21 protein-coding genes and 1 riboswitch are annotated in these 20492 nt (G+C 75.3%); of the genes, 11 read left to right on the forward strand and 10 right to left on the reverse strand.

Annotated features, from left to right (window positions below; all coding sequences use genetic code 11):
- Positions 1-11 precede the first annotated feature (11 nt).
- The 3 genes from AAG589_RS03295 to AAG589_RS03305 form a co-directional block, all read right to left on the reverse strand.
- Positions 12-545, reverse strand: coding sequence for a flavin reductase family protein (locus AAG589_RS03295; RefSeq protein WP_446719680.1), 534 nt, complete (start codon positions 543-545; stop codon positions 12-14).
- 26 nt (positions 546-571) lie between these two features.
- Entirely contained in the window at positions 572-1147 is a 576-nt protein-coding gene (locus tag AAG589_RS03300; RefSeq protein ID WP_430565809.1) for an NADPH-dependent FMN reductase, read from the reverse strand.
- 55 nt (positions 1148-1202) lie between these two features.
- Positions 1203-1303, reverse strand: a riboswitch (SAM riboswitch).
- 172 nt (positions 1304-1475) lie between these two features.
- Positions 1476-2021 carry a DoxX family membrane protein gene (locus AAG589_RS03305; protein ID WP_430565810.1) on the reverse strand — a complete coding sequence of 182 codons (546 nt, stop codon included), beginning with the start codon at positions 2019-2021 and terminating at the stop codon, positions 1476-1478.
- Positions 2022-2149: 128 nt separating this feature from the next.
- On the opposite strand from AAG589_RS03305, the gene AAG589_RS03310 reads away from it, so the two are divergent.
- Positions 2150-2569 carry a MazG nucleotide pyrophosphohydrolase domain-containing protein gene (locus AAG589_RS03310; protein ID WP_430565811.1) on the forward strand — a complete coding sequence of 140 codons (420 nt, stop codon included), beginning with the start codon at positions 2150-2152 and terminating at the stop codon, positions 2567-2569.
- Positions 2570-2626: 57 nt separating this feature from the next.
- The gene (locus tag AAG589_RS03315; protein WP_430565812.1) at positions 2627-3721 is read left to right on the forward strand and encodes a DNA polymerase IV; all 1095 of its coding nucleotides are present in this window, start codon (positions 2627-2629) and stop codon (positions 3719-3721) included.
- A 17-nt stretch (positions 3722-3738) separates the two neighbouring features.
- On the opposite strand, the gene AAG589_RS03320 is transcribed toward AAG589_RS03315, so the two are convergent.
- The 3 genes from AAG589_RS03320 to AAG589_RS03330 form a co-directional block, all read right to left on the reverse strand.
- Entirely contained in the window at positions 3739-5223 is a 1485-nt protein-coding gene (locus tag AAG589_RS03320) for a family 43 glycosylhydrolase (protein WP_430565813.1), read from the reverse strand.
- A 147-nt stretch (positions 5224-5370) separates the two neighbouring features.
- Positions 5371-6399, reverse strand: a complete 1029-nt coding sequence (locus tag AAG589_RS03325; protein ID WP_430565814.1) for a hydroxyacid dehydrogenase — start codon at positions 6397-6399, stop codon at positions 5371-5373.
- Entirely contained in the window at positions 6396-8618 is a 2223-nt protein-coding gene (locus AAG589_RS03330) for a DUF2264 domain-containing protein (protein WP_430565815.1), read from the reverse strand. The genes AAG589_RS03325 and AAG589_RS03330 overlap by 4 nt, the downstream gene beginning before the upstream one ends.
- Before the next feature lie 117 nt (positions 8619-8735).
- Here AAG589_RS03330 and AAG589_RS03335 point away from each other — a divergent pair, with 117 nt between their 5' ends.
- Entirely contained in the window at positions 8736-9818 is a 1083-nt protein-coding gene (locus tag AAG589_RS03335; RefSeq protein ID WP_430565816.1) for a LacI family DNA-binding transcriptional regulator, read from the forward strand.
- A 73-nt stretch (positions 9819-9891) separates the two neighbouring features.
- Here AAG589_RS03335 and AAG589_RS03340 read toward each other — a convergent pair whose 3' ends face one another.
- Positions 9892-10605 carry a hypothetical protein gene (locus tag AAG589_RS03340; protein WP_430565817.1) on the reverse strand — a complete coding sequence of 238 codons (714 nt, stop codon included), beginning with the start codon at positions 10603-10605 and terminating at the stop codon, positions 9892-9894.
- A gap of 226 nt (positions 10606-10831) precedes the next feature.
- On the opposite strand from AAG589_RS03340, the gene AAG589_RS03345 reads away from it, so the two are divergent.
- From AAG589_RS03345 to AAG589_RS03355, 3 genes are read left to right on the forward strand one after another with little or no spacing between them, the layout of a single operon-like run.
- Positions 10832-11254, forward strand: a complete 423-nt coding sequence (locus tag AAG589_RS03345; protein ID WP_430565818.1) for a DUF6325 family protein — start codon at positions 10832-10834, stop codon at positions 11252-11254.
- Between the two features lies 1 nt (position 11255).
- On the forward strand, positions 11256-11606 hold the full coding sequence (locus AAG589_RS03350; protein ID WP_430565819.1) for an SHOCT domain-containing protein: 351 nt from the start codon (positions 11256-11258) through the stop codon (positions 11604-11606).
- 54 nt (positions 11607-11660) lie between these two features.
- Complete coding sequence (locus AAG589_RS03355; RefSeq protein ID WP_430565820.1) at positions 11661-12983, forward strand: chloride channel protein; 1323 nt, start codon at positions 11661-11663, stop codon at positions 12981-12983.
- Between the two features lie 42 nt (positions 12984-13025).
- Here AAG589_RS03355 and AAG589_RS03360 read toward each other — a convergent pair whose 3' ends face one another.
- From AAG589_RS03360 to AAG589_RS03370, 3 genes are all read right to left on the reverse strand, one after another.
- Entirely contained in the window at positions 13026-14105 is a 1080-nt protein-coding gene (locus tag AAG589_RS03360; RefSeq protein WP_430565821.1) for a mycothiol transferase, read from the reverse strand.
- 56 nt (positions 14106-14161) lie between these two features.
- Positions 14162-14944: a uracil-DNA glycosylase gene (locus tag AAG589_RS03365; protein WP_430565822.1), complete on the reverse strand. Its 783-nt coding sequence runs from the start codon at positions 14942-14944 to the stop codon at positions 14162-14164.
- A 131-nt stretch (positions 14945-15075) separates the two neighbouring features.
- Positions 15076-15573 carry an aromatic ring-opening dioxygenase LigA gene (locus tag AAG589_RS03370; protein WP_430565823.1) on the reverse strand — a complete coding sequence of 166 codons (498 nt, stop codon included), beginning with the start codon at positions 15571-15573 and terminating at the stop codon, positions 15076-15078.
- A 268-nt stretch (positions 15574-15841) separates the two neighbouring features.
- On the opposite strand from AAG589_RS03370, the gene AAG589_RS03375 reads away from it, so the two are divergent.
- From AAG589_RS03375 to AAG589_RS03395, 5 genes are all read left to right on the forward strand, one after another.
- Positions 15842-16045: an Rv0909 family putative TA system antitoxin gene (locus AAG589_RS03375; protein WP_430565824.1), complete on the forward strand. Its 204-nt coding sequence runs from the start codon at positions 15842-15844 to the stop codon at positions 16043-16045.
- 201 nt (positions 16046-16246) lie between these two features.
- Positions 16247-18241 carry a threonine--tRNA ligase gene (thrS, locus tag AAG589_RS03380; protein ID WP_430566219.1) on the forward strand — a complete coding sequence of 665 codons (1995 nt, stop codon included), beginning with the start codon at positions 16247-16249 and terminating at the stop codon, positions 18239-18241.
- 10 nt (positions 18242-18251) lie between these two features.
- On the forward strand, positions 18252-18863 hold the full coding sequence (locus AAG589_RS03385) for an HIT family protein (protein WP_430565825.1): 612 nt from the start codon (positions 18252-18254) through the stop codon (positions 18861-18863).
- On the forward strand, positions 18863-19519 hold the full coding sequence (gene pgsA, locus AAG589_RS03390; protein WP_430565826.1) for a phosphatidylinositol phosphate synthase: 657 nt from the start codon (positions 18863-18865) through the stop codon (positions 19517-19519). The genes AAG589_RS03385 and pgsA overlap by 1 nt, the downstream gene beginning before the upstream one ends.
- On the forward strand, positions 19519-20481 hold the full coding sequence (locus AAG589_RS03395; protein ID WP_430565827.1) for a phosphatidylinositol mannoside acyltransferase: 963 nt from the start codon (positions 19519-19521) through the stop codon (positions 20479-20481). The genes pgsA and AAG589_RS03395 overlap by 1 nt, the downstream gene beginning before the upstream one ends.
- The last annotated feature ends 11 nt before the right edge of the window (positions 20482-20492 follow it).

Below are 20492 nucleotides of genomic sequence, written 5' to 3' on the forward strand. Positions count from 1 at the left end.
GGTCTCCGTGCTCAGATCGCGGACTCGTCGCCGAGCCGGTGGTAGGTGCGGTCGAGGTAGACGAGCGGCGAGGTGCCGTCCGACCCGGCCTGGAGGGCGCGCAGGGAGACGAGGTAGCTGTCGCCCACGGGGGTGCGCTGCAGCACGCGGGCGCGCACCCAGGAGTGGGCGCCGTCGATGACGGGCTCGCCCGTGGCCAGCGGCGTCCACCCGCCCGCGGCGAAGCGGTCGATGCCGCTGGTGGCGAAGCGCGCGGAGACGTCGTCCTGGTGGTCGGCGAGGAAGCTGATCGTGAGCGTGTCGGCCGCCGAGACCGCCGGCCACGACGACGACGTAGACGCCAGCGAGAACGCCAGGAGGGGCGGCGCCGCCGACACGGAGATGACGGACGTGGCGGTGAACCCGACGGGCCGGCCCTCGTGGGCGAGCGCCACCACGGCGACGCCCGCGGGGTGCTGGCGAAACACCGTCTTGAACTCGTCGGGCGACAGCTGGGGCTCGTCCTGCTGGTTCAGGAGCTCCTCGATCCCGGAGAGCGCGGACAGGTCGGTGGTCTCGGTGTGCTCGGTGGTCACAGGACGGCTCCCGTCAGCTCGGTCGTGGTGGAGGTGCTGCCGGCGGCCCGGCGCAGCGGCGTCGCCCAGCGGGCGAACCAGGGGTCGAGGGCCTCGCCGAGGTCCGGCAGCTGCGCCTCGGTGAGCGCGAGGGTCCGGGTGGGCACGATGGCGCCCAGCTCCACGAGGACGGGGCGCAGGTGTGCCTCGCCCGCGAGCGCGTGCGCCGGGTTGCCGGAGACGACGACCGGCACCACCACGACGGCGGCGAGCCCGTCGGGGCCGTAGAGGTCGAGGAACGCCTTGAGCAGGCCCGTGTACGAGGCCTTGTAGACGGGGGTCGCGACGACGGCGACCGTCGCGCGGGCGAGCCGCTCCTTCGCCGCGTCGGCGGCCGGGTGCACGGCCGTGAGGATCTCGCCCGCGAACGACGCGAGCTCGATCGTCGTCAGGTCCGTGGTGCCGAGCAGCTCGGCGACGCGCCGGCCGGCGGCCTCCGCCGCCGCCAGGGTGCGCGAGCCCTCGCGCGGGTTGCCGGAGAGCACCACCACCGAGGGGGCGGGCTGGTCGGGTCCGGTCGTGGGTTGAGTCATCGGTGTTCCCTCGCTGTCCGTCGATCACGCTTGCCGCGCGGCGTCTCGGCCCGCGAGCGCGGGCCGGCCGGCGGCCAGGTCATCTCCCGGAGCACCCCGCCGTGACGTGGGGGTTGCTGCCCAGCCAGCCGGGGCTTCGCGCTGGGGCTCGTGACCTGGGCGGAGGTATAGCAGCGGATCCGGCGAACGCCAGGCCCGTCCGGGGACTTCTCACCATCCGGACGCAGGGGCGGGCGACGGACGCACCGGAGCCTCCGGCCGGGGGGGGGCCGTAGGCTCCGGGGGTGGCGCGGGACAGGGAAGGACGGGGAGGGGCGATGGTGCGGGGTCAGGCCTCGTGGCGCAGCCGCGCACCCAGGGCGACGGCGGCGACGACGGCCGCCCCGGCGACCAGGACGACGTCCTTGAGCACGTACTGCCCGAGCAGCGTCACGCCGTGACCGAACAGCTCGTCGCCGAAGAGGGCGACGGGCGACAGGATGCCGACCATGGCGACGGCGAGCACCGCGAGACCGGCCCGCAGCAGGCGCCCGGTCAGGAGCGTGAGGCCGATGAAGGTCTCCGTCACCGCTACGAGGACCACGGCGGTGGTGCTCGGGACGAGACCGAGGGTGAGCGTCTCGACGGTCCTGCCGGCGATCTCCTCGGCGGGGCTCGCGCCGGGGAAGAACTTCAGGACGCCGAAGCCGAGGAACACGAGCCCGAGCGCGACGCGCAGCGCCGGGACGGACCACCGGGTGAGGAACCGGGCGAGGGCGGTGACGGCGACGTCGAGCCGCAGCGCCACCTGCTCGGCGAGCCCGTGCGGGAGGCGACGGGCGGGACGCGGCGCGGGCTGCGGTGCGGGGCGGCGCACGGGGGCGGAGACGGACATGGCGGTGCTCTCTTCCAGGACGGGGAGCGACCCGGGTGGTCGCCCTGGGAGAGAGGGCGCCGGCGCGCCGCCGGATGCGCGGCGGCGGGGTTTTCGCCCGCTCCTCACCCGCCGCTAGGTTCTCGGGCATGGATCACGAGCCGATGCGGCGGGTCGCCGAGTTCCGCCGGCTGTTCGACCTGGACGTGGACGCCGCACGCCCCGAGCTGGCCCGGCACCGCCGGGCGCTGCTGGCCGAGGAGGCCGGCGAGGCGGCGGAGGCGCTGACCGACCTGGCGGCCGCCCTGGCGTCCGGCGACGACCCGGCCGCCGCGTACCGCGCGGTGGCGAAGGAGCTGGCCGACGTCCTCTACGTCACCTACGGGGCGGCCGACGCCCTGGGGATCGACCTGCCCGCGGTCTTCGCCGAGGTGCACCGGTCGAACCTGAGCAAGGTGGACGAGGACGGGCGGGTCCTGCGTCGGGCCGACGGCAAGGTGCTCAAGGGGCCCGGGTACCGTCCGCCCGTCCTCGACGACATCGTCGGCTGGCCGCCGGCCGGGGACTGAGCGGGCCGCTCGCCCCGTGGCCGGGCCCGCTCGTCGCGGGTGGCGGACACTCGAGCCATGGGCTCGCGCGCCTTTCGTTGGGTGCTGCACGTCGACCTCGACCAGTTCCTGGCCGCGGTCGAGCTGCTGCGGCGCCCGGAGCTGGCGGGAAGGCCGGTGATCGTCGGCGGTCGCGGCGACCCGAGCGAGCGTGCCGTGGTCTCGACCGCGTCGTACGAGGCGCGCGCGTACGGCGTCGGGTCGGGGACGCCGCTGCGCGTCGCGGCCCGCAAGGTGCCGGACGCGGTGTTCCTCCCGGTGGACCGCCAGGCGTACGACGACGCCTCCGCGCACGTGATGGAGACGCTGCGCGGGCTGGGCACGGTGGTGGAGGTGCTCGGCTGGGACGAGGCGTTCCTCGGGTACGACGGCGAGGACCCGGAGGCGTTCGCCCGCCGGGTGCAGCGGGCGGTGCTCGACGCGACCGCGCTGCACTGCTCGGTCGGCGTCGGGGACACCAGGGTCCGCGCGAAGATCGCGACGGGGTTCGGCAAGCCGGCGGGCGTGTACCGGCTCACCGCGGACACCTGGTTCGAGGTCATGGGGCAGCGGCCCACCGCCGACCTGTGGGGCGTGGGCCCGAAGGTTTCGAAGCGCCTGGCGGCGCACGACATCCGCACGGTCGCCCAGCTCGCCGCTGCGGACGACGCCGTCCTCGTCGACGAGTTCGGGCCGCGCCTGGGCGCCTGGTACGGGCAGCTGGGCCGCGGGCAGGGCGCCGCCGTCGTCGACGACACGCCGTGGGTGGCCCGCGGGCACGGCCGCGAGACCACCTTCCAGCGCAACCTCACGACGACCGAGCAGGTCGTGGCGGCGCTGCGGGAGCTGGCCGCGCAGGCGCACGCGGACACCGAGGCCGAGGGGCGGGCGGTGTTCCGGGTGGGGCTCAAGGTGCGCTACGCGCCGTTCTTCACCCGCACGCTCTCGCGGAAGCTGGCCGCGCCGACCCGCTCGCTCGAGGAGGTGACCGCCGCGGTGCTCGACCTCGCGGCCGGGATCGAGCCCGGCCGCGAGGTGCGCCTGCTCGGCGTGCGTGCCGAGATGGTGCTGCCCGACGCCGGCGCGGACGGCGGTCCGGGGAGCCGGGGCGCGCCCGCGCGGGGGCGGGCCTGAGCGGTCGTGGTGCGGCGCTACTCGCCGGACGGCGGGGCGAGCGCCTCGCCGCTGGGCACGGGGGCGCCGAGGCTCGGGGTGCCGTCGTCGTTCCAGCCCACCTTCTGCACGCGCGTCTGACGGGTGTCCCCGCAGCCCTGCGTGGCCGACGTGTTGCCGTGGTAGACGATCCAGTCCTCGGTGCCGTCGGGCGAGGTGAAGAACCCGTTGTGCCCCGGCCCGAAGACGCCGTTGCCCCGCTGGAGCAGCGGGTCGGGAGACTTGGTCCACGCGCCAGGGTCCAGCGGGTCGGCACCGGTGAGCTCCAGCAGCCCGAGCGCGTAGTCGGGCGTGTTGCACGACGACGCGGAGAACGTGACGAACGTGCGGCCGTCGCGCTGCAGCACGGCCGGAGCCTCGTTGACCCGTCCGCCCTGGGTCTCCCAGGCGTGCTCAGGTCTCGCGACGGTCGACTGCGGCCCGGTGACCGTCCAGGGGTTCGTCATGCGGGCGACCCGGACGGACTGGTCCTCGCCCACCCACTCGGACCACAGGAGGTAGAGCTCGCCGTCGACCTCGAGGTACGTGCCGTCGATGTTCCACTGGTCCGGCAGCGGCGTCCCCATGAACTCGTACGGGCCCATCGGGGTGTCGCCGGTGGAGCGCAGCACGCGGAGCTTCTGGCCGTCGAGGTCCGTCTGCGAGCTCCCCGACGTGTACATGAGGTACCAGGTGCCGTCGATCTCGTGGAACTCCGGGGCCCAGTGGCTGCAGCAGCGGGAGTCGGTGCCGGCGTCGTCCCACACGACCGTGTCCGGGGCGGTCGCGAGGCCCGCGAGCGTCGTCGAGCGGCGCATGGTCACGGTGGAGTCCCAGGTCGTCGTCGACATGTAGTACGCGCCGTCGGAGTACTGGATCCACGGGTCGGCCCCGTTGGAGCGCAGGGGGTTGGCGAGCCCGGCGTCCGCGACGGGGTCGAGCTCCCAGCGCTGGGCGTCCAGGCCGTTGTCGCCGAACTGCCCGACCGGCGCGCCCGGGGCGACGGACCCGTCGAGCAGGTCGAGCATCTTGCCCGAGTGGACGTTGCGGAAGCTCGTCGTGCCGTCCGACCGCTCGACCGGCACCCACCGCTGGTTGGCGCCGTCGTGGTCGGGCCACTGGATGACGGCGGCACCGTCCTCCTCGGAGAAGTCGAGGACGTCCAGCACCTGCCCGGACAGGCGCGACTGGATCCGGTAGGAGCCGTCGGCGGACTCGAGGAAGCGGAACTGCTGGCTCCGGGCGCCCGTGCGGGCCTCCTGCACGAGGTCCGCGTGCGGCTCGACGGTCTCGCCCTCGACCTGCAGCGCCAGGCCGGAGTGCGCGCTCGTGATGACGAACCACCGGTCCAGGGCGACGGCCGCGCGGGCGGTCGGTGCCGGCGCCGCGGCCAGGCACAGCGCGAGCACGAGGAGGGCGAGGACGCCGACCGCCGCTCTCGTCGTGCTCGGGGACGTGGTGGCGCGGAGCGGGGGTCTCGTCATCGAGCTCTCCTTCGGGGCCGGCGGTCGTCCTCGGCCGGCGGTCGTCGGTTTCCGTGCGTGCCCGCGGCGTCGTCGCCCCGGGCTCTTTCTCGGCTACATCGTTGTAGAACGTAGGGAGGGGTAGAGGTCGTGTCAAGATCGCCGCCCTCAGGCGGTCGTGCCCAGCTGCTCGGGCAGCACCTCGTGCTCCAGCGGCGCGCCGTCGGCGAGGCGCTCCACCTCGCCGACGGCGAGGTCGCCGAGGCGGCGCAGCTCGTTGCCGAGCGACCCGGCGACGTGCGGGGTCAGCAGCGCCCCGGGCGCGTCCCAGAGGGGGTGGTCGGCGGGTAGCGGCTCGGGGTCGGTCACGTCGAGGACGGCGCGCAGGCGCCCCGACAGCACCTCGCGCGTGAGCGCCGGGGTGTCGACGAGCCGCCCCCGCGCGGTGTTCACGAGCGTCGCCGCGGGCGGCATGAGCGCGAGCCGGCGCGCGTCGATCATGCGGTACGTCTCCGGCAGGTCCGGGGCGTGCACGGTGACGACGTCGGAGGCCCGGGCGAGGTCGTCGAGGGACACGGCCGTGGCGCCGAGGGCGCGCGCCCCGTCGTCGTCGACCCACGGGTCGTGCAGCAGCACCTCGACGTCGAACGGCGCCAGCAGCCGCATCACCTGCCGGCCGATCCGCGACGCCCCGACGACGCCGACCGTGAGGCCGTGGTTGCCCAGCGGCTCGGGCAGCGACCAGCCGTCGAAACGACGATGGGCGGCGAAGGCGTCGGAGGCCTCGAGCACGCGCTTGCCCGCCAGCAGCACCGTCGCCAGCGTGTACTCGGCGACCGGGCGCGCGTTCGCGGCCGCGGCGCTGGACACCCGCACGCCGCGCTCCCACAGCGCCGGGGTGACGAGCGGCTTCACCGACCCTGCCGCGTGCACGACGGAGCGCAGTCGCGGCGCGCGTCGCAGCAGCGCGTCGTCCAGCCGGGGCGCGCCCCAGCCGGTGAGGAGCACGTCGACGCCGCCCAGGACCTCGCCGGCGCGCCCGTGCCCCAGGTCGCCGGCGCCGGCGAGAACGTCCGGGGTGAGCACGCCGTCGGCGACGTCGGCCACCGCGCGGAGCCGGGCGAGCGCGGCGTCGTCGAACAGGTCGGGCACCAGGTCGGCGTCGCGCATCGCGAACGCGGCGCGGAGCCGCGTCACGCCGTCGCGCCCGTCGGTACGGTGTCGACGCGGCCGTCCGGCCACCGGACCTCGACGGCGGATGGCGGGCCGGCCGGTGCGCCGCGGCGCACCCGCACGGCGGGTACCGGACGGCGCCGGGAGCCGCCCTCGCCCGTGAGGACGACGAGGGCGGCGACCACCTCGCCCGCGGCGACGGGCGCCGACGTGCGCAGCCAGGGCACGGCGGAGGCCGCGCCGAACGGGTCCGACCCGGTCCGGCGCGCCGCGCCGGCGGTGTCGAGGGCGGTGTCGAGGGCGGTGTCGAGGGGGGTATCGACGGCGGAGACGGGCAGGGCGAGCGGCGCGTCGTCGTCCTCGACGGACACCGGCACCGCGCGCACGTGGGACGACGTCCCGTCGTCGCGGACGACCCGCACGAGCGCCCCGGAGGCGTCGGTGCTGCGCTCCACGTGCAGCGACCCGTCGCGTGCCGCGGCGAGCGGCCACCCGCCCACGTGCAGCCGCCAGGGCCCGGAGTCGGCCGGCCAGGCGGCGTCCCGGTCGAGGTCGGCCGTCGTGGTGCCGGGGCGCGGTGCCCGGCCGGGCACCGCCGACGCGGCGGGCGTCCACCACGCGAGGCGCACCTCGTCCGGGCCGCGCACCACCGACGCGGTCGTGAGCACCGGGCCGAGCCGGAGCCCGGCCCACCCGGCGTCGTCGCCCGCGGCGCCGTGCCCCGCTCCCGGCCGGCCCTCGCCGTCCGGCCCCTCGCCGGGGACGTCGAGCCAGCAGACCCGGGAACGGGACACGGCCACGGCGTCGTCCAGGTGCACGCGCTCGACCGCGTCCCGGTGCGACGGCACGCCGCGGGAGTCCAGGAGCGCGGTGTGCGAGTCGAGCGGCGCCGCGACGTCGCCCGCCGCCAGCTGGGGCGACGTCGCCCCGGAGTAGGCGAGGCGGCGGTAGAACGGGTCGTCCGCGCGGGGGGCGAGCGGGTGCTCGATCGCGCGGTCCGAGCCGTGGTTGAGCAGCCGCACGATGCCGTCGGCGGGCGTCGCGGCGACCAGCCAGCCGGGCGCGCGGAGCGCGACGGCGTGCGGCTCCCGCCAGGCCTCGGGCAGCTCCGGCTGCGCCGTCCAGACGGGATGGTCGGCGCCGAGCAGCAGGCCGAGGAAGCCCTTGCTCGCCCAGTACGGCGACGACCCGCCGGTGTAGAGCTGGCGCACGCGGTCGTACCGGCGGTGCCAGCCGACCGGCAGGAGCCCGCGCTCGTCGACGGCGCCCGCCGCGTCGAAGCGCTCGGCCACGGCGGCGGTGAGGGCGCGGGTCTCGCCGGGGGCGAGCGGCGTCGCGTCGGCGATCGCGCCCGCCCAGAACGGGGCGAGCACCGCGTGCCGGTAGGTGACCGAGCGGCCCTGCAGCATCGGCGCACCGTGCGCCCCCACCAGGTGGCGCGCCTGGTCGAGGTAGGCGCGCAGGCGTTCGGCGTGCACGGGGTCGATCGGACGTCCCTGGATGCGGGCGTGCAGCACCGGATAGACGTGCCAGGCCCAGCCCGCGTAGTGGTCGAAGTTCTGCCGGCGCCCGTCGCGGCCGCGGCCGTCCGAGTACCAGCCGTCGCCCGTGTACAGGGCCTCGGCGGTCTCGGCGTTGTGGTCCAGGTCGGCCTGCTCCCACGGGCCCCCGACGCTCGCCAGGAACGCCTCGATCACGTTCTGGAACCACAGCCAGTTGTTCGTGTACCCGCGGGTGCCGACCACTCCTGCCAGCCAGTCGACGGTCCGCTGCCGGGTGCCGTCGTCGAGCCGGTCCCAGAGCCAGGGCCGCGTCTCCGACAGCCCGACCGCCACGGACGCGGCCTCGACGACCGCCTGCCGCCGCTCGTCGACCCGCGGCCAGCGCTCGTCGCCCGCCGGGTCGGTGCCGTGCCGCAGCCCGTCGGCGTACCGCTCGAGCAGGCCGCGCGGGTCACGACCGTCCTCGCCCCGCAGCCGGAACGCCGCGAGCAGGAACGTCCGCGCGTACCCCTCGAGCCCGTCGCTCCACACGCCCGACCCGCTGACGGGCCCGGGCAGCGTGATCAGCGCGCCGCCCGGCGAGGCGTACGGGCGGACGGCGTCCAGCAGGCCGTCGGCGGTCGCGAGCCACCGCTCCCGGGGCCAGCGCCGCGCGGGGGCGAGGCGAGGGTCGGACGCCGGCGGTCCCGCCGCGCGGGTCGGGCTCGAGGTGCGGGGCGGCGTCGGTGCAGCGGGTGTCACCCCGGCATCCTCGCCCGCCGCACGCTCGTCCGGGAAGGTCCGAACATTTCCGATCATCCCCGGACATGGTCCGCTACGGTGCTGCTCGACCGACCCGCTCGAGGAGACGGAGGACCGATGCACCTGCCCCGGGCCCGGCACGAGTACCTGCTGCGGGAGGTGGAGCTGCGGGGGAGCGTGCGCTCGGCCGAGGCCGCCGCCGCGCTCGGCGTCGCCGAGGTGACGATCCGACGCGACATCGTCGAGCTGGACCGCACCGGCAGGCTGGCGCGGGTGCACGGCGGCGCGGTGGCGCTGCGCTCGGCCCGCGAGCCGCAGGCCGCCCGTGTGCTGGTCGGCGTCGTCGTGCCGAGCGCCACGGTGCACTTCCCGCCGCTGGTGCGCGGCATGGAGGCGATGGCCCCCAGCCTCCGCGTCCGGCTCGTGCTGGGTGTGTCGCACTACCGTCCCGAGGTGGAGGCCGCCCAGGTGGACCGCCTGGTGGGCCTGGGGGCGCAGGGGATCGTCGTCGCGCCCACCACCCGGGACCGGTCGCCGGAGGACCTCGCGGCCTGGTTGCGGTCGGTGCCCGTGCCGGTGGTGGTCGTCGAGCGGCGCGTCGACGGGCTGACCGCGCTGAGCGAGCTCGACCAGGTGCGCTCCGACCACGCGCACGGGGCGGTGCTCGCGGTGGAGCACCTCGCCGGGCTCGGGCACCGCCGGGTCGGCCTGGCGGTCTACGACCGGACCCCGACCGCCCCGCACGTGCGCGAGGGGTTCGCGACGGCGGTCGCCCGGCTCGGCGTCGAGCCGGGGCCGGACGTGTCGCTGCCGAAGGGCGAGGGCGACCCCGCCGGGCTCGGGCGCGAGCTGTCCGCGTTCCTCGACCGCTGCCGCGAGACGGGCACCCGCGCGGTCGTGGTGCACACCGACGACCACGCCGCCCGGCTCGTGGAGGCGGCCCTCGACCGGGGCCTGCGGGTGCCGGAGGACCTCGCCGTGGTCGCGTACGACGACGAGAACGCCGAGCTCGCCGTCGTGCCGCTGACGACGGTCACCCCGCCCCGACGCGAGCTCGGGCGCGAGGCGCTGCGCGTGCTCGTCGGGCGGATCGTCGGGGACGAGGGCGGCGAGGTGCCCGGGGCGCAGGGCTCCCCGCGGCACGTCGCGCTGCTGCCCCGCCTCACGGTGCGGCGCTCGTGCGGCGCGGTCGCGCCGTGAACGCCCTCGCGGTGAACGCCCTCGCCGCGAACGGCCTCGCCCCCGGTGAGGCGGTCCCCGCGCCGCGAGGGCCTCAGATCTCCTTCGGGAAGGTCAGCACGACCACCGTCGAGACGACGAACAGCACCACCGCGACGCCGAGCAGCCCGCGGCGGGCGGTGCGGTGCACCAGCTTGGTGCTCAGCGCCGCGAACAGCGCGACCGACGCGAACAGGATCGACGTCAGCACGTAGTTGTCGCCCGTCTGGTTGGCCTGCCGCGCCGTGGCCGACAGGTCCTCAGCCCGGTCCAGCTCGGCGTCCGCGCGCGCCTGCGCGGCGAGCCGGTACTCCGGCATGAGGAAGGGCGTGCGCGGCGCGTCGTCGTCGTGCAGGGGGTCGGTGGCGAGCCAGGCGTCGAAGGCGGGCACCATCTCCGGCCGGAACCGGGTGTACAGGAACTCCGACTCGGTGCCGTCGACCGGGGCGTACGACCCGTCGTCGCCGAGCCCGGAGTCCTTGCCGGCGCGCGTCTCGGCCGCGACGGCGTCGATCCAGGACGCGAACGCGGTCACGTCCATCACGGTCAGCTGGCCCGCCTGCGTCGAGGCGCGCGTCGACTCGGCCCGCGCCGCCCCCGCGGCGGCATAGCTGTTCGCCTGCACGCCGGACCACTTGGTGCTCTGGAACGCCGACCACGCCGTCACGACAGTCGCCAGGGCGAGCAGCACGGTGGCGACGATCTCGACCCGGCGGCTCACCGTCCCCACGCCCTGCTCGCCGGCGTCCCGCCCGTCGTCTCGCGTCATCGCGTCACCCTCCGCCCCCTGCGCCGTCCGTGCGCGGACCGGCGCTCCGGTCATCGCACATCGTGTCGGATGACCTGCGACTTCGCTCCTCGAGCGGGCCGGAGGGTGACATCGCCCGCACGGCATGCGGACCGGGCCGAGCGGTGCCAGAGTGTGCCGCAGGACCGGCTCGGGCGGCGTCCGCGCGCCGTCCGTCCCCGCCGGACGGCCGACCGAGAGGCAGGACATGCGACCCACAGGACCCGTGGAGCTCGTGCTCATCGAGTTCCCCCGGAGCGACTTCAAGGGCGAGATCGTCGCCGAGCTCGGGCGGCTCGTCGACGCCGGCACGATCGACGTGCTCGACGCTCTGCTCATCCTCAAGGCGGACGACGGGACCGTCGAGTGGCTCGAGGCCACGGAGGGCGGCGACGACGAGCTGGCGCGCATCGTCGGAGAGCCCGCGGGCCTGCTCGCGGCCGAGGACGTCGACGACATCTCGGCCGATCTCGCCCCCGGCGCGGCCGTCGGCATGCTCGTGTTCGAGCACGTGTGGGCGCGCGGCCTCACCGGAGCCGTGCGCGGAGCGGGCGGTCAGGTGCTCGACTGGACCCAGGTGCCGCCGGCGGCGCTCGAGGCGCTCGCGGCCGAGATCGAGGAGGAGAACTGAGATGCCCCCCATGCGACGGATGGGCCGCCCCGGCCTCATCGGCACGATGGCCCGCACGGCCGTGATCACCGGCACCGCCCAGGCGACCAGCCGGGCGATGAACCGCCGGGCCGCCTCGCGCGAGCAGCAGCAGTACGAGGCCCAGCAGTACCAGGCGCAGCAGGAGCAGCAGGCGTACGCCCAGCAGCAGGCGCAGCTGCAGGCCCAGCAGCAGGCACAGGTCGCGGCGGCCCCCGCGGCGCCGTCGGGCGACGACCTCATCGCGAAGCTCACGCAGCTCGGCGACCTCAAGGCGGCCGGCGTCCTGTCCGACGCCGAGTTCGCCGCGGCCAAGGCCAAGTTGCTCGGCTGAGCGCCGGATCAGCGCGTCACGGACCGGCCCGACACCACTGGACGAGGGAGCGACGTGACGACGGCGGAGGCGCAGGACACCATCGACTGGCGGCCGTACGCCAGGCTGCTCGGCATCTCCGCCCTGATCGGCATCCCCGTCTCGCTGGCGGCGTTCGCGTTCCTCGCCCTGCTGCACGAGCTGACCCACCTGGTGTGGGACGACCTGCCGGCGGCGTGGGGGATGGACACCCCGCCGTGGTGGTGGCCGCTGCCGTGGCTCGCCGTGGCCGGCGTCGTGGTCGGGGTCGCCATCCGGTATCTCCCGGGGCAGGGCGGCCACGTCCCCGTCCACGGGCTGAGCATGGGGCCGGTCCCCGCGTCGCACGTGCCCGGCATCCTGCTGGCCGCGCTCGCCGGGCTTCCCCTCGGCGTCGTCCTCGGCCCCGAGGCGCCCCTGCTCGGCATCGGCGCGGCCCTCGCGCTCATCCTGGTGCGGCCGTGGGACGCGGCGTTCGGTGACCCCGCGCGGCAGGTGCTGTCCGTCGCGGGGTCGGCCGCCGCGCTGTCGGCGATCTTCGGCAGCCCGCTCGTGGGCGCGGTCTTCGTCGTCGAGGCCGCCGCGCTGGGCGGCCTCGCCGGGGCGAAGCTCACCCGCGTCGTGCTCCCGTGCCTCCTGACCTCGGGCGTCGGAGCCCTCGTGTTCACCGGCATGGGGAGCTGGACCGGGCTGGAGATCGCCTCGCTCACGCTGCCGGGCATCGACGGGCCCGCGCGGCCCGACCTCGGCGACGTGCTCTGGACCCTGCCGGTCGCGGTGCTGATCGCCGTCGGGGTGCGGCTCGTGCACCGGCTGGGCGGGGTCGTCGCGCGCGTCGCCGAGCCGAAGCCGCTGCGCTGGGCGGTGATCGGCGCGCTCGTCGTCGGCGTGTGCGCCGCGGCCTACGGGCTGACCACCGGCCGCTCGCCGGAGGAGGTCGCGCTCTCGGGCCAGGCGCTGCTCCCCACGCTGGCGTCCGACCCCGCGGCGTGGGGGACCGGGGCGCTGGTCGCGCTGCTGGCGTTCAAGGGGATCGCGTACGCCGTGTCGCTCGGCACCCTGCGGGGCGGCCCCATCTTCCCCGCCGTCCTCCTCGGCGCGGCCGCCGGGGTGGCGGTCTCGGGGCTGCCGGGCTACGGCGCGGTCCCGGCGCTCGCCGCAGGCATGGCGGCGGCGACCGCGGCGACCCTGCCGTTCCCCGTGTCCTCGTCCGTGCTGGTGGTGATGCTCCTCGGACCCTCGGCGCCGGCGATGGCCCCCATCGTGCTGCTCGCGGCCGTCGTGGGCTTCGTCACCGAGCAGTACCTGCTGCGCCCGCGCCGCGAGGCGCGGGAGCGGGCGGCCGCCGCCGGCGGCTGAGCCCGTCGACGACCCGGCCCGGGCACGCCCCGCCGGCGCGGGTCACTCGCCGGTCGCGCCGTCCACGGCCTCGCGCAGCAGGTCCGCGTGCCCGTTGTGCCGGGCGTACTCCTCGATCATGTGCACGAGGATCCAGCGCAGGCTGAACGCCCCCTCGTCCCCGTGCCGGGACTCCCGGACGGACGTGCCGTCGAGGCCTCCCGCCGCGAGGGCCGCGTCGATGCGCCGGTCGGAGTCGGCGACCGCGGCGTCGAAGATCCGGCGCAGCTCCTCGGGGGAGTCGTCGGCCGCCGAGTGGAACTCCCAGTCCGGGTCGGCGTCCCAGTCCGCCGTGTCGAACGGTGCGATGGCGGTGTCGCCGTCCAGCTTCACCGCGAACCAGTCCGTCTCGACCAGGGCGAGGTGCTTGACCAGGCCGCCGAGCGTCAGGGAGCTCGGCGGGTGCGGGGTGCGCAGCTGCACGGCCGTGAGGCCCGCCGTCTTCCAGCGCAGCGTGTCCCGGTGGTAGTCGAGGAACGCCCGGAGCGTGGTGACCTCGTCCGCGCGCAGCGGCGGCTCGGCGCGGTCGAGCTCCGGGAGCCCACCAGCACGCAGCGACAGACGGAAGGCACCGCCCTCGAGCGCCTCGCGCACCGCCGCGGCCGTGGCGGCCGGGTCCTCGCCGCCGGTGTCGCGGGCGTGCGCCTCGAGGTCGCCCAGGTCGGCGAAGGCCGCGTGCATGCTGCGCACGGCGGCCGGGTCGCGCAGCTCGGCGTCCGCGCGGCCGGCGGCGCGCGCGAGCGTCACCTCGAGGTCCGGTCGCAGGACGACGTACGCGAGGTCCCAGCCCTCGCGCGCGGCCGCCGCCCGGAACGGCGCGAGGAACCACGGCCCGACGACGCCGTCGAGCACGACGTCGTAACCACCCCGGGCGTACTCGGTCGTCGCGCCGACGATCGCGTCGGCGACGACGGCGTTCTGGCGCTCCGAGCCCGCGAGGTACGGCGGCACGAAGCCCGTCACGACCGACCGGTAGAACGTGTCGGTGGTGAGGTTCACCGTGGGCCGCGAGCTGTCCGCGGACAGGAGGGCGGCGACGGTGGTCTTCCCGGCGCCCGGGGGCCCGGTGAGGATGGTGATCACCCGTGGACCCTAGCGGGGCGGGGTCGCGCGGGCCCGCCGATCTCGACCCCGAGGTCTCACGCCTGCGCGAGCTCGCGGGCCCGGAGCAGGACGGCGTCGAGCATGGCCGGGGTGAGGCGCCCCGTGAACGTGTTCTGCTGCGAGACGTGGAAGCAGCCGAGCACGGTGAGCTTGCCGCCCTCGGGACGGCCGGGCGTGCGGTCCAGCGTCACCTCGGTGCCGTGCGCGAACCGCGGCCGCGGGCGGGGCACCTCCCAGCCCTGCTCGGCGAGCGTCGTGAGCAGCGCCTGCCAGCCGATGGCGCCCAGGGCCACGGCGACGCGCACGCCCGCACCCACCAGCTCCAGCTCGCGTGCCAGGTACGGCGCGCACCGGCGCCGCTCCTCGGGGGTGGGCTTGTTCGCGGGTGGCGCGCAGCGCACGGGCGCGGTGACGCGGATGTCACGCAGCTCCAGCCCGTCGTCGGCCGAGACCGACGTGGCCTGGTTGGCGAACCCGGTGCGGTGCATGGCGGCGAACAGGAAGTCGCCGCTGCGGTCGCCGGTGAACATGCGCCCCGTGCGGTTCGCGCCGTGCGCGGCGGGGGCGAGGCCCACGACGACGACGCGCGCGGCCGGGTCCCCGAACCCCGGGACCGGCCGCCCCCAGTACTCCTCGTCGCGGAAGGCCGCCCGGCGCTCGCGGGCGACGTCCTCGCGCCAGGCGACGAGACGCGGGCAGGCATGGCACTCCACGAGGTGCGCGTCGAGGGCCGCGAGCGTCGGCGCGGTGCGCGCGGCGGCGGGGTAGCCGGGGGAGTCGGGAGGGTCGGCGTGGGGCGGCGGAGGAACGGCGGGCACGCTCCCCAGGGTGCCGGTCGAGGCCGACGGCCACAACGGCGCGGGCCCCCGACGACGCCGAACAGGTGGTTGCGCACGTTCTGACGGCTCAGAGCGTGCGCAACCACCTGTTCGGCGGGGCGACAGGGCGGTCAGACCGCCGGGTTGAGCCGGCCGCGGGCCGGCGTCGCGGTGGCGGCCGGGACGGTCGCGGTCGCGACGGCGGGCTCGACGGCGAGGCGGCGCAGCGACCAGCCCATGAGGCCGAACAGGACGCCGAGGCCCATGACCAGGGCGCTCACGCCGTAGGCGACGACCGAGGTGAACAGCGAGGCACGCAGGAACGAGGCGTTCATCGCGGTGGCGCGCAGCGGGTCGTCCTGCTCGAGCTGGGCGTAGGTCTGGCCGCCCGTGGCCTCGAGCGCGTGCTTGTCGATGACCTGGGCCTGCGCGTACGCGGTGAGGGGGCCGTCCACCGTGGCGCCGCCGAGGAACGCGGCGTCCTCGGAGACGGCGATGTCCTGGGCGGCGAGCTGGGTGCTGACGGTGGCCCAGGTGGCGGCTCCGGCACCGATCATCAGGATGCCGGCGATCAGCGCGACGAGGCCGACGATGCGAACCGGTCGCTGGGTGGTGCGGGTGGTGGTCATGGTCCCCTCCGGGTCCGGGTCGCAGGGTGTGCGGCCGGTCTGGATGGCTCCGGGTTCGGCGCCGTCTCTATGGTAAGACCACAGCGCCTCACCTGGGCGGACGAGTCTTGTGAAGTCCTTCACAATGTTCTTGGAGCCGATGGCGCGCGCCGGCCTGCGCCGCTCTCACGGGCCGCTCCCGATAGCGCCAACGGCGGCGCGCGGCGATCCTGGTGGCGGTCGGCCGGCACCGGGCCGGGGGAACGACCGTGAGTCGAGGGGGAGCAGCATGGGCGAGAGCTCGGGCCTGGGGGGCCTGTTCGACAAGGCGAAGGACGCGCTCAAGGACGTCGCGACCGACGAGAACATCGACAAGGCCGCGGAGCAGGTCAAGAAGGTGACGCCCGACACCGTGGACGGCTACGTCGACAAGGCGGCCCAGGAGGCCAAGAAGCGCAACGACGACGGACCCGCGGGCCGGCCGGGCGCCTGAGCGAGGTCGCCCGAGCCCCCGGCGGCGCGGGACGCCGTCCGAGGTCGCCCGGATGAGTACGATCGTGGGGCGTCACCGATGGTGGCGCCCCACGACCGTGCCCGGCGCCCTCGCGCCGGGCGGTCCCGACCGACCGCTGCCGTGCACGACGCAGCGCTCACGACCCGCAAGGAGCAGCACGTGTCCGACGTCGCCTCGCCGATGCCACCGAACCCCGCCGATGCCAGCCAGGACACGGTGACGGTGCAGACGCCGACGACGGGAACGGACCTCTTCGCGGACCGCAAGGACGTCGTCGTGATGCGGGTGGACGGTGAGCTGCTGGACCTCTCGCGCGACCTCGCGCCCGGCACCGTCGTCGAGCCGGTGGCGATCGGCTCGCCCGACGGCCTCGCCGTGCTGCGCCACAGCGCCGCGCACGTGCTGGCCCAGGCCGTGCAGCAGGTCAACCCCGACGCGAAGCTGGGCATCGGCCCGCCCGTGACCGACGGCTTCTACTACGACTTCGACGTCGCCACGCCCTTCACGCCGGAGGACCTCAAGGCCCTCGACAAGGCGATGGCGCGCATCATCCGCGAGGGGCAGACCTTCCGCCGCCGCGTCGTGACGGAGGACGAGGCCCGCGCGGAGCTGGCCGACGAGCCCTACAAGCTGGAGCTCGTCGGCCTCAAGGGCGGCTCGTCGGACGACGACGGCAGCTCGGTCGAGGTGGGCGCCGGCGAGCTGACCATCTACGACAACGTCCGCGGCGCGGGGCGCGAGAGCGAGGCCGTGGTCTGGAAGGACCTGTGCCGCGGGCCGCACCTGCCGAGCACCAAGCTGATCGGCAACGGGGTGCAGCTCATGCGCAACGCGGCCGCGTACTGGCGCGGCAGCGAGAAGAACCCGATGCTGCAGCGCATCTACGGCACCGCGTGGCCCAGCAAGGACGAGCTCAAGGCGTACCTGGAGCGCCTGGCCGAGGCCGAGCGCCGCGACCACCGCCGCATCGGCGCCGAGATGGACCTGTTCTCGTTCCACGACGAGGTCGGCTCCGGCCTGCCGCTGTTCCACCCCAAGGGTGGCGTGATCAAGCGGGTGATGGAGGACTACGTCCGGCAGCGCCACATCGAGGAGGGCTTCTCCTACGTCGGCACGCCGCACATCACCAAGGAAGAGCTGTTCTACACGTCGGGCCACCTGCCGTACTACGGCGACACGATGTTCCCGCCGCTGGACCTCGAGGACGTCGGCGACCACGGCCGCTACCGCCTCAAGGCGATGAACTGCCCGATGCACAACCTCATCTTCTCCAGCCGGGGCCGCTCCTACCGCGAGCTGCCGATCCGCCTCTTCGAGTTCGGCTCGGTGTACCGGTACGAGAAGTCCGGGGTGGTGCAGGGCCTGACGCGCGTGCGCGGCCTGACCCAGGACGACTCGCACTCCTACGTCACCCCCGAGCAGGCGCCCGCCGAGGTCAAGCACCTGCTGGACTTCATGCTGTCCGTGCTGCGCGACTTCGGTCTCGACGACTTCTACCTCGAGCTCTCGACCCGCGACGACTCCAAGCCGGACAAGTTCGTCGGCTCCGACGAGGACTGGGCCAAGGCCACCGCGGTCCTGGAGGAGGTCGCCGTCGCCTCCGGCCTCGAGCTGGTCGCCGACCCGGGCGGCGCTGCCTTCTACGGCCCCAAGATCTCCGTCCAGGCGAAGGACGCCATCGGGCGCACGTGGCAGATGGGCACCGTGCAGTACGACTTCAACCAGCCCCAGGGCTTCGGCCTGGAGTACACCGCGGCGGACGGCACCAAGCAGCAGCCGGTGATGATCCACTCGGCCAAGTTCGGCTCGATCGAGCGGTTCATGGGCGTGCTCATCGAGCACTACGCGGGGCTCTTCCCGGCCTGGCTGGCGCCCGTCCAGGTGCTCGCCGTGCCGGTCGCCGAGGCGTTCGACGACTACCTCAAGGACGTCGTCGGCCAGCTGACGGCGCGCGGCATCCGCGCCGAGATCGACCTGTCGGACGACCGGTTCGGCAAGAAGATCCGCAACGCGTCCAAGGAGAAGGTGCCGTTCGTCCTCATCGCGGGCGGCGAGGACGTCGAGGCAGGGGCGGTGTCGTTCCGGTTCCGCGACGGCACCCAGGAGAACGGGGTGCCCGTCGCCGACGCGATCGAGCGCATCGTCGCGGCGGTGCGCGACCGCGCCCAGGTCTGAGCGGGCGCGCATGACCGGCCACGACGACGCGCCCGATGCCGAGCACGGATCGACGACCGTCCCGGCGGGCGACTTCGGCCCGCCCGAGGACGGCCTGCAGCGGCTGTGGACGCCGCACCGCATGGTCTACATCGGCGGGCAGGACAAGCCCGCCGACGGCTCGGTGGCGCAGTGCCCGTTCTGCCGCATCCCGGCGGGCGACGACGAGGACGGCCTCGTCGTCGCCCGCGGGGCGGAGTGCTACGCGGTGCTGAACCTGTACCCGTACAACTCCGGGCACCTCATGGTGCTGCCGTACCGGCACGTGTCCGGCTACGTGGAGCTCACGCGGTCCGAGACCGCCGAGCTGGCGGAGATGACCCAGACGGCGATCCGCACCCTCACCGCGGTCTACGGCCCGGCCGGCTACAACATCGGCATGAACCAGGGCGAGGTCGCGGGCGCCGGCATCGCGGCCCACCTGCACCAGCACGTCGTGCCGCGCTGGCTCGGCGACGCGAACTTCCTGCCCGTCGTCGGTCAGACCAAGGCGCTGCCCGAGCTCCTCGCCGACACGCGCGCCCGCCTGGCCGCCGCGTGGCCGCGGGCCGACCACGATGCCGACCCCGGCGGGGGGCGCTGATGCTCGGAGGGCTGCGGGCCACGATGCAGCGCCTGTTCACCCCGCCCGCGCGACTGCTCCTGAGGCTCGGGGTGACGCCGGACGCCGTGACGATCGCGGGCACGGTGGTCGTCGTCGTCCTGGCACTCACGCTGCTGCCCACGGGGAACGTCCTGCTCGGGGGCGTGCTCATCGGCCTGTTCGCGCTGGCGGACTCGATGGACGGCGTCATGGCGCGCCTGTCGGGGCGCACCGGCCCGTGGGGCGCGTTCCTCGACTCCACGCTCGACCGGGTGTCCGACGGCGCCGTCTTCGCGGGCATCACCCTCTGGTTCGTGCTGCACCCCGACCTGCCGTACGTCACCTGGGGGATCGTCGCGTCGCTCGCGTGCCTGGTGCTCGGGTCGGTCGTCCCGTACGCGCGCGCCCGTGCCGAGAGCGTCGGCGCCACGGCGGCCGTCGGCATCGCGGAGCGCACCGACCGGCTCGTGGTGGCGCTGGTGGCGGTCGCGTTCACGCAGGTCGGCCTGCCGGTGGTCGTGACCGAGGTCGCGCTCACGCTGCTGGCCGTCGCCAGCCTCGTGACCGTCGTGCAGCGCGTGGCCACCGTGCGCAGGCAGCTCTCGCCGGCGGGTCCCGTCCCGCACCGTCCCGACAGCACCGACCCGGAGGCCTGATGCGGTTCGACGTCGCCCGCCTGTACACGTTCGCGTGGCGCCACGCGCCGAAGATCCCGGAGCCGGTGCTGCGCGCGGCGTTCACCGCCGTGGCGGACGTCACCTGGCTGCGGCGCACCGAGGGGGTGCGCCGGCTCGAGGCGAACTACGCGCGGGTGCGGCCCGACCTCGACGGCCCCGAGCTGCGCCGCCTGAGCCGGGCGGGCATGCGCTCGTACATGCGGTACTTCCGCGAGGCGTTCACGATGCAGGGCTCGACGCCCGAGCAGATCGCCGCGCGGGTGCGCCTGGACGGGTACGAGCACGTCGCGGGCCCGGTCGCCGACGGGCAGGGCGTCTCGCTCGCGCTGGCGCACCTGGGCAACTGGGACCTCGCGGGCGCCTACGCGACCCCGCACATCGCGCCGGTGCTCACCGTCGCCGAGCGGCTCAAGCCCGAGGAGCTCTTCGTCGAGTTCGTCGAGTTCCGGCGCTCGATCGGGATCGAGGTGCTGCCGCTCGGCGACGCCGACGTCTTCCGCAACCTGGTGCGCGGGGCGGTGCGCGGCGGCTCGATCATCCCGCTCCTCGCGGACCGCGACCTCACGTCCTCCGGCGTCGAGGTGGACCTGTGCGGGCACCGGGCGCGGGTCGCCGCGGGGCCGGCCGCCCTCGCCCTGGTCGCCAAGGTGCCGCTGATCCCGGTGGGGATCACCTACGAGCGGCTCACCGGCGAGCGTCGCCGCGCCGCGGGCACGCCCTGGGGCATCGTGATCCGGTTCTACCCGGCGGTGCCGGTGCCCGACGACTCGGGGCTGCACCGCAAGGAGCGCGTCGCGCGGATGACGCAGGGCTGGGTCGACGCCGTCGCGCGGACGCTGCAGGAGTCCACCGAGGACTGGCACATGCTGCAGCGCGTCTTCGTCGACGACCTCGACGCCGAGCGGTACGCCCGCACGAAGGCCGAGGCGGGCGAGGGATGAGCGACGTGCCC

The organism is Isoptericola sp. F-RaC21 (assembly GCF_038593535.1).
GTDB lineage: Bacteria > Actinomycetota > Actinomycetes > Actinomycetales > Cellulomonadaceae > Isoptericola.

What these genes read in the sequence shown, in the direction of transcription:
- AAG589_RS03300 (WP_430565809.1), bottom strand. Translation starts at nt 1,147, where the DNA reads ATGACTCAACCCACGACCGGACCCGACCAGCCCGCCCCCTCGGTGGTG.
- AAG589_RS03305 (WP_430565810.1), bottom strand. Translation starts at nt 2,021, where the DNA reads ATGTCCGTCTCCGCCCCCGTGCGCCGCCCCGCACCGCAGCCCGCGCCG.
- AAG589_RS03310 (WP_430565811.1), top strand. Translation starts at nt 2,150, where the DNA reads ATGGATCACGAGCCGATGCGGCGGGTCGCCGAGTTCCGCCGGCTGTTC.
- AAG589_RS03315 (WP_430565812.1), top strand. Translation starts at nt 2,627, where the DNA reads ATGGGCTCGCGCGCCTTTCGTTGGGTGCTGCACGTCGACCTCGACCAG.
- AAG589_RS03320 (WP_430565813.1), bottom strand. Translation starts at nt 5,223, where the DNA reads ATGACGAGACCCCCGCTCCGCGCCACCACGTCCCCGAGCACGACGAGA.
- AAG589_RS03335 (WP_430565816.1), top strand. Translation starts at nt 8,736, where the DNA reads ATGCACCTGCCCCGGGCCCGGCACGAGTACCTGCTGCGGGAGGTGGAG.
- AAG589_RS03340 (WP_430565817.1), bottom strand. Translation starts at nt 10,605, where the DNA reads ATGACGCGAGACGACGGGCGGGACGCCGGCGAGCAGGGCGTGGGGACG.
- AAG589_RS03345 (WP_430565818.1), top strand. Translation starts at nt 10,832, where the DNA reads ATGCGACCCACAGGACCCGTGGAGCTCGTGCTCATCGAGTTCCCCCGG.
- AAG589_RS03350 (WP_430565819.1), top strand. Translation starts at nt 11,256, where the DNA reads ATGCCCCCCATGCGACGGATGGGCCGCCCCGGCCTCATCGGCACGATG.
- AAG589_RS03370 (WP_430565823.1), bottom strand. Translation starts at nt 15,573, where the DNA reads ATGACCACCACCCGCACCACCCAGCGACCGGTTCGCATCGTCGGCCTC.
- AAG589_RS03375 (WP_430565824.1), top strand. Translation starts at nt 15,842, where the DNA reads ATGGGCGAGAGCTCGGGCCTGGGGGGCCTGTTCGACAAGGCGAAGGAC.
- thrS (WP_430566219.1), top strand. Translation starts at nt 16,247, where the DNA reads ATGCCACCGAACCCCGCCGATGCCAGCCAGGACACGGTGACGGTGCAG.
- AAG589_RS03385 (WP_430565825.1), top strand. Translation starts at nt 18,252, where the DNA reads ATGACCGGCCACGACGACGCGCCCGATGCCGAGCACGGATCGACGACC.
- pgsA (WP_430565826.1), top strand. Translation starts at nt 18,863, where the DNA reads ATGCTCGGAGGGCTGCGGGCCACGATGCAGCGCCTGTTCACCCCGCCC.
- AAG589_RS03395 (WP_430565827.1), top strand. Translation starts at nt 19,519, where the DNA reads ATGCGGTTCGACGTCGCCCGCCTGTACACGTTCGCGTGGCGCCACGCG.